The 7,366-nt window shown below is 70.6% G+C and carries 5 protein-coding genes; 3 read left to right on the top strand and 2 right to left on the bottom strand.

Annotated elements, in window-relative coordinates; all coding sequences use genetic code 11:
- Positions 1-226: 226 nt before the first annotated feature.
- Both J3486_RS36125 and J3486_RS36120 read right to left on the bottom strand, forming a co-directional pair.
- Positions 227-1,309 (bottom strand): sugar phosphate nucleotidyltransferase, encoded by a 1,083-nt coding sequence (locus J3486_RS36125; protein ID WP_207828026.1) that lies wholly within the window; start codon positions 1,307-1,309, stop codon positions 227-229.
- 89 nt (positions 1,310-1,398) lie between these two features.
- Complete coding sequence (locus J3486_RS36120) at positions 1,399-2,778, bottom strand: peptidoglycan recognition protein (RefSeq protein WP_207828025.1); 1,380 nt, start codon at positions 2,776-2,778, stop codon at positions 1,399-1,401.
- A 386-nt stretch (positions 2,779-3,164) separates the two neighbouring features.
- Between J3486_RS36120 and J3486_RS36115 the strand changes: the two genes are divergently transcribed.
- The 3 genes from J3486_RS36115 (at position 3,165) to J3486_RS36105 (ending at position 7,351) form a co-directional block, all read left to right on the top strand.
- On the top strand, positions 3,165-3,905 hold the full coding sequence (locus tag J3486_RS36115; RefSeq protein WP_207828024.1) for a TIGR03089 family protein: 741 nt from the start codon (positions 3,165-3,167) through the stop codon (positions 3,903-3,905).
- Positions 3,906-4,078: 173 nt separating this feature from the next.
- A complete protein-coding gene (locus J3486_RS36110; RefSeq protein ID WP_307805086.1) occupies positions 4,079-5,416 on the top strand; it encodes an LCP family protein in 1,338 nt (445 codons plus the stop codon).
- 255 nt (positions 5,417-5,671) lie between these two features.
- Positions 5,672-7,351 (top strand): LCP family protein, encoded by a 1,680-nt coding sequence (locus J3486_RS36105; RefSeq protein ID WP_207828022.1) that lies wholly within the window; start codon positions 5,672-5,674, stop codon positions 7,349-7,351.
- Positions 7,352-7,366: the final 15 nt, after the last annotated feature.

Genomic DNA, 7,366 nt, shown 5'->3' with positions numbered 1-7,366 from the left:
GGGGTGGGCCTGGGCCGATTGCCCAAGGCGGGCGGGGGCGGGCCGGGGCGGATTGTCCAAGGCGCGCGGGGCGGGCGGCGGCGGATTGCCCGAGGCGGGCGGGGGTGGGCGGTGGCGGAGCGGCCTAGGCCGGTGCGGGTGGGCGGTGGCGGAGCGGCCTAGGCCGGTGTGGGTGGGTGGTGGCGGGTTGGCCTAGGACGGTGCGGGTGGTGGCGGGGGTCTGGGGTTACTGGTCTGAGGAGAAGCGGAGGGTGGCCGGGGGGAGGGTGGCGTCGCACCAGATGCGGACGCCTGTCTGGAGTTCGTTGTCGGCGCCCACGTGCGCGCCGTCGCCGATCACCGCTCCGGTCAGCACCGTACGAGCGCCGATCCGGGCACCCTTGCCGATCAGGGAGTCCGTGATCACCGCACCCGGTTCGATCACCGCGTCGGCCAGGACCGTGGAACCGAAGATGCGGGCGCCCTCGCCCACGCGCGCGTTCTCACCGATGACCGTGCCGCCCGTCAGCTTCGCGTCCTGGGCCACCTCTGCCGTGGGCAGCACCAGGCAGTCGCCGCAGCGGCCCGGAACCGCCGGGGACGGGGCGCGGCCCAGGACCAGGTCGGCCGAGCCGCGCACGAACGCCTGCGGGGTGCCGAGGTCCAGCCAGTACGTGGAGTCGACCATGCCCTGGAGGTGCGCGCCGGAGGACAGCAGATCCGGGAACGTCTCGCGCTCCACCGACACCGGGCGGCCGGTGGGGATCGTGTCGATCACGGAGCGGCGGAAGACGTACGCGCCCGCGTTGATCTGGTCCGTCACGATCTCTTCGGGGGTCTGGGGCTTCTCCAGGAACGCCTGGACCCGGCCCGTCGCGTCCGTGGGGACCAGGCCGTACGCCCTCGGGTCCTCGACGCGGGACAGGTGCAGGGAGACGTCCGCCCCGGACGTGGTGTGCTCGTCGAGCAGGGCCGGGATGTCCAGGCCCGTCAGGATGTCGCCGTTGAAGATCAGGACCGGGTCGTCGGGCCCGGAGCGCAGGTGCGAGGCGACGTTGCGGATCGCGCCGCCGGTGCCGAGAGGCTCGACCTCGGTGACGTACTCGAGGTGGAGGCCGAGGCGGGAGCCGTCGCCGAAGTACGGCTCGAAGACCTCCGCCAGATAGGACGTGGCGAGGACGATGTGATCGACCCCGGCCGCCTTGGCACGGGCCAGTTGGTGCGTGAGGAACGGCACGCCCGCCGCCGGGACCATCGGCTTGGGGGTGTTCACCGTGAGGGGGCGCAGTCTGGTGCCCTTGCCGCCGACCAGGAGGATCGCTTCTGTCACCTGTCGTCTCTGCTTCCTGCTGGGGCCGGCCGAACTGTCTTTCGGCCGGCCAGTGTATGCAGACCGTTCGCGGGGCCCGGCCGGCCGGCTCAGCGACCCTGGAGATGGGCCGAGCTGCTACGGGCCGTGCCGAGTTTCTTGTAGAGACGGCGTCCCGGGCATTCGGTTGCGAACCCGTCCCGGTGGCCGGAGATTACCTTCAGCCGCACATTCTTTCCCTTGCGGTACAGATTGCCACCACCTGATTTGAGATATGTCGTCCCGCGGGGGTTCGCCCCGTACAGGCCGAGCTTCCAGGCGGTGAGGCGTGCGATGGCGTTCACGGCGGCCGCGGGCGGGTTGGAGCTGCCGAACGTGCCGAGAACCGCGATGCCCATGCTGTTGGTGTTGAAGCCGAGGGTGTGCGCGCCCATGACCGGTTTGGTGACTCCGCCGGCCCGGCCCTCGTAGATGTTTCCGCACTTGTCTACGAGGAAGTTGTAGCCGATGTCCCGCCAACCACTGCTCTTGACGTGGTAGCGGTAGATACTGCGAATGACGGAAGAGGCTTGTGAGCAGCGGTAGTTGTTACCCGATGCGCTGTGGTGGATGAAGGCCGCCTTGACGGTTTTCGTGTAGACGAAGTCGCGCTCGCGGAGCTTCTCGTCGGCGCCCCAGCCCTTGCGGGTGATGATCCGCGGGCGCGGGCCGACGTAGGGGCGGGCCTTGGTCGCGTCGGCCTCGCCGCCGCGGGCCGCGATGAGGTCGTCCTCCGTCTCCTTCTTGGTGAGGGCGGGGATGGTGGTCGCGCCGAGCGGGGCGAGGTCGGCGTTGACGGCGGAGGCGGCTGCGGCTTCCGCGGTGAGGTTCGCTCCGCGGGGGGTGTCGGATTCGGCGCCGGAGGGCGGGGGGTCTTCTCCCGGGTCCACGAGTTCGAGGCGGAGGCCCTTGGGGAGGGGCTCTGTGCCGTCTGTGGGCTCGGTGGGGTTTTTGGGTTCGGTGGGGGGTGTGAGGGTGCGGTCCGTGGGGGTGTCCGGCTTCACCCGTACTTCCACGCCGTCGGAGTCGCCGACCCACAGGGGGGCCGTCGCGCCGTGGACCGTGCCCGAGGTGCGTTCCGGGGCGTCCGGGTCGGGGGCGTCGTCGTTGTGGGTCTCCACGTCCTGCCAGGTGGACCAGGTCGTGGTGCCGGTGGCTCGGGTGCGGACCTGGACCCGGCCGTGCAGTTGGGCGTCCGGGTTGTCCCAGACCACGCCCACGAGGGAGAACGGGCGGACGTCCCGGCGGGGCAGGCCCTGTTCCTGCCGGGAGAGTGAACGGTCGCCCGTCGTGGAGGTCAGGGACGACAGGGGGAGGGACTGGGTGGTGCCCGGGAGTGACTCCTGTGCCGGGGGCGGTGTCGCCGCGTGGCCGGCCGTGGGCAGGGTGAGGGGGAGGGTGAGGGCGGCCGCGCAGGTGACGCCGATCGAGGAAGCAAGGAATCCACGCATGCCCACGATCGTGGGCACAGTGGGGTGTTTCCGGCTATTGGGGTGGGTCATATGGGTGTGCGGGTGAAGTCTGGGGTGGGGGTTGTGGTCTGACGGGGTGTCGGTGGCGGGCCGGAGTTGTGGGCCGGGGCCGGGGGCCCGGGCCGGAGTCGTGGGCCGGAGTCGTGGGCCGGAGTCGTCCGGGTGCTCGCCCGGCGTCGAGGTCCGGGAGCGGGGCCGTGGGCCGGCGCCTGCGGGAGCGCCTGCCCGGCGCTGGGGTGCCGCCTTGCCCACCCTGCCGCCCATGGCGGCAGATTGCCCAAGGCGCGCGGGAGCGGGCCGGGGTGGGAAAGGCGGTTGCCGGGGGCGGGATGGGGAGGGGTGGGGGTGGGCCTAGGGTGCTGGGTGTGAATGTTGCTGCTCGTACGCCTGCCGCTCTGCTCGATGACGCCCTGCGCGGGGACCCCGGTCGGCCCCTCGTGACGTTCTACGACGACGCCACCGGGGAGCGCGTGGAGTTGTCCGTGGCCACCCTCGCGAACTGGGTGAACAAGACCGCCAACCTGTTGCAGGGCGACCTGGGTGCCGAGCCCGGGGACCGGCTCGCCGTGCTGCTGCCCGCGCACTGGCAGACCGCGGTGTGGCTGCTGGCCGCCTCGGCGGTCGGCGTCGTCGCCGAGGTCGGCGGGGACCCGGCCGGCGCCGACCTCGTCGTCAGCGGGCCCGACACCCTGGACGCCGCGCGCGCCTGTTCCGGCGAGCGGGTCGCGCTCGCGCTGCGGCCGCTGGGCGGGCGGTTCCCGCAGCCGCCCGAGGGGTTCCTGGACTACGCGGTCGAGGTGCCGGGGCAGGGCGACCGGTTCGCCCCCTTCGTTCCGGTCGACCCGGACGAGACCGCGCTCGTCGTCGACGGCGCCGCGTTCACCGGCGCCGAGATCGTGCAGCGGGCCCGCGCCGAGGCCACCGCGCCCGGCGAGCGGCTGCTGTCCGGGCTCGCGTACGACAGCTGGGCCGGGCTGAGCGCCGGGCTGTACGCGCCGCTCGCCACCGGCGGCTCGGTGGTGCTCTGCCGCCACCTGGACCGGCTCGGCGACGAGGGCCTGGCCAAGCGCGTGGAGAGCGAGCGGGTCACCACCACGGTCCGCTGACCCCAGCACCGCCCGCTCGGCCCCACCTCGACCCCCGCCCCCCCCTCGACCCCCTCGACCCCACCCGTTCGGCCCAGCTCCCCCGGCCGCGCGCCGCCGACGGGTCCATGGTCGTAGAGACACGTCCGTTTTCGAGGTTCGCGTCTCTTTACGTCGCCGAGGGGGATCCGCACGTGACCGACTCCGCTGCCACGCCGCCGAACGGCCAGGGCACCGGCTCGTCGCCCACCGGGGCCTGGCGAGTCCGGCGGCGCAGGAGATGGCTGCGGAACTCGGCGATCGCGGTGGCGCTGCTCGTGCTCGTCGCGGGCGGCGCGGGCTGGATCGCGTACGAGAAGCTCAACGGGAACATCACCGCGGACGAGGACGCGGCGACCGAGCTCGCCCGCTACGAGAAGGAGCGGCCCACCGTCCTGGTCGCCGGGGCGCAGAACCTGCTGCTCATCGGCTCCGACTCGCGGGCCGGCCAGAACGGGAAGTACGGGCGCAACGACGGCACCCAGCGGTCGGACACGACGATCCTGCTGCACGTCGCCGCCGACCGGAAGAGCGCCACCGCCGTCTCCTTTCCGCGCGATCTGATGGTCGACGTACCGGCCTGCCTCAAGAAGGACGGGTCGCGGATCGAGCCGATGTTCGCGATGTTCAACTACGCCTTCGAGGTGGGCGGTTCGGCCTGCACGATCCGGACCGTGGAGAAGATGACGGGAATCCGGATCGACCATCACATGGTGGTGGACTTCCAGGGGTTCAAGGACATGGTGGACGCCGTCGACGGCGTCGACGTCTGCCTCGACAAGCCGATCGACGACGCCGACGCGCATCTGAAGCTGCCCGCGGGGCGCCAGCGCCTCGACGGCGAGCAGGCCCTCGGCTACGTACGCGCCCGCAAGAGTCTCGGCAACGGCAGCGACACCGACCGGATGGACCGTCAGCAGCGCTTCCTCGGCGCGCTCGCCGACAAGATGCAGAGCAACGACGTACTGCTCAACCCGACGAAGCTGTACCCGGTGCTCGACGCCGCCACCTCCGCGCTGACCACCGACCCGGGCCTGGCCAGCCTGCGCGGGCTCTACGACCTCGTGCGCGGGATGCGCGGCATCCCGTCCTCGCGCATCCAGTTCCTGACGGTGCCCCGGGAGTCGTACATCTACAACGCCAACCGCGACCAGCTCGTGCAGCCCGCCGCCGACCGGCTGTTCACGCGGATTCGCACTGACGCTCCCGTTGTCGTCTCGAAGGAGACTCCCGCCGAGGTGCGGGCCGAAACCCGGGACGAGTCAGGCATGTCGGACGAATACGCGTACAACGAGGACGGGTACGACGGGGAGAGCGAGGGCGGTTACGAGGGCGAGGGCGAGTACGCCTACGAGGAGGACGGGGAGTACGGGCCCCCCTCCCACCTCGACGGCAAGCCGGGCGGTCCCGCCCCCGGCGCCTCCCCCTCCGCGACGCCCTCCCCCGCCCCCACATTCCGGGGCAGCACGGCGGCCCAGGACGCCTGCGGGTAAAGCGCGAGTCATCAGAGGGCATCAGGGGACACACAGGTTTCAAGAAATGGTCCGGATTGCCCAGTTGTAGGGGAGTGGAATTTGTCACCGCCGTCGCTCGACGCTGAACTGGGCGGATAGTGTGAGCGATCCGGTGCACCCGGCCATGCCTCGATACTTCGTCGGCGAGGTCGCGCACTGCTTACCGACTTGACCGGGCGCCCGCTTTGAGGGGGGTGGGGCGCCGCGTGGCCCCGACGGAGGACGCAGAAAACCGTGGACGCGCAAGGCCGTGGGCGGGCAGACAACAATGTCGACCCCGCAGACCAGTGGGTGCTCAATCCCCAGACTGGCGATTACGAACTGCGACTGAACCCTTCCGGTGGGCAGTCGACAGTGCCAGGTCCCCGTCGCAGCGCCTCCGGGCGACGGCAGCAGCAGGACGTTCCTTCGCCCCGCAGGCGGCGTGAGCCGCCGGCCCAGGCGGCGGGTCCCGGCAGGCGGCGCTCGAAGCCGAAGAAGAAGAAGTCGAAGGTCAAGAAGGTCCTGCTGTGGACGACCGGCGGCATGTCGTTCGTGGTGCTGGTCACCGCGGTCGGCGGCTACCTCTACTACCAGCACCTCAACGGCAACATCACGGTCACCAAGACCGATGAGGCCAAGGACTACTTCTCCAAGGACGAGGCGTTCAACATCCTCGTCATCGGCACGGACAAGCGCACCGGCAAGGGCAACGAGGGCTACGGCGACAAGGGCAGCGTCGGCCACGCCGACACCAACATCCTGCTGCACGTCTCCAAGGACCGGTCGAACGCGACCGCGCTCAGCATCCCGCGCGACCTCATCGTGGACGTGCCGGACTGCACCGTGACGGACGCCGACGGCAAGAGCAAGGTCATCCCGGGCTCGACCGGCGTGCGCTTCAACACCAGCCTCGGCCAGGACGGCCGCGACCCGGGCTGCACCATGAAGACGGTCAAGGCGGTCACGGGCATCACCCCGGACCACTTCATGATGGCCGACTTCAACGCGGTGAAGACGCTGACCAGCGCGGTCGGCGGCGTCGAGGTCTGTGTCGCCAAGGACGTGGACGACCCGGACTCGCACCTCAAGCTCTCCAAGGGCAAGCACACCCTGGCGGGCGAGCAGGCCCTCGCCTTCCTGCGTACCCGGCACAGCTTCGGCAACCAGGGCGACCTGGACCGGATCAAGGTGCAGCAGCAGTTCCTCGGTTCCCTCGCGCGGAAGATGAGTTCGGGCGACACCATCACCAACCCGGTCAAGCTGACCCGGCTCGCCGAGGCCGCCACCAAGGCGCTCACGGTCGACCAGGGCATAGGGAGTCTGGGCAAGCTCAAGGACGTCGCCCTGGAGATCAACAAGGTGCCGACGAAGAACATCTCGTTCGTCACCACGCCGGTCGTCGACAACCCGACGGAGAAGGTGCACGCCACCGTCGTCGTCAACGACGCGCAGGCACCCGCGGTCTTCAACGCCATCAAGAACGACGTCTCCCTGACGGAGACGAAGAAGAAGGCGAAGGCCGCCCAGGCCGCGAAGCTGAAGGGCCCCAAGTCGGCCGCGTCCGAGGTGCGCGTCGACCTCTACAACGGCAGCGAGAAGACCGGCGCCGCGCAGGAGACGCTCACCTGGCTGCAGAACAGCGAGGGCGTCCTGAAGTCCAGCCAGCTGGGCAACAAGCCGACGCAGAAGAAGACCACGCTCGAGTACTCGCCCGACCAGGCCGACCAGGCGCGGCGCCTCGCCGACATCATGGGGCTCCCGGCGTCCGCGTTGAAGGAAGGCAAGAGCGAGAAGAACGACCAGGGCCTGCCCGCGATGATCCTCATCCTGGGCCAGGACTTCCAGGGTGCGGGGACACCCATCGACGGCGCCTCGGCGAAGGCGCCGAAGGTCGACAAGCAAACAGCTGACAAGACTGTGTGCGCCCAGTGACCAACCTCGGCCGCC

Source organism: Streptomyces sp. VRA16 Mangrove soil (assembly GCF_017377775.1).
Taxonomy (GTDB): domain Bacteria; phylum Actinomycetota; class Actinomycetes; order Streptomycetales; family Streptomycetaceae; genus Streptomyces.
The sequence above is the reverse complement of the archived record's forward strand: the minus strand, read 5'-3'. Positions and strand labels throughout refer to the sequence as shown.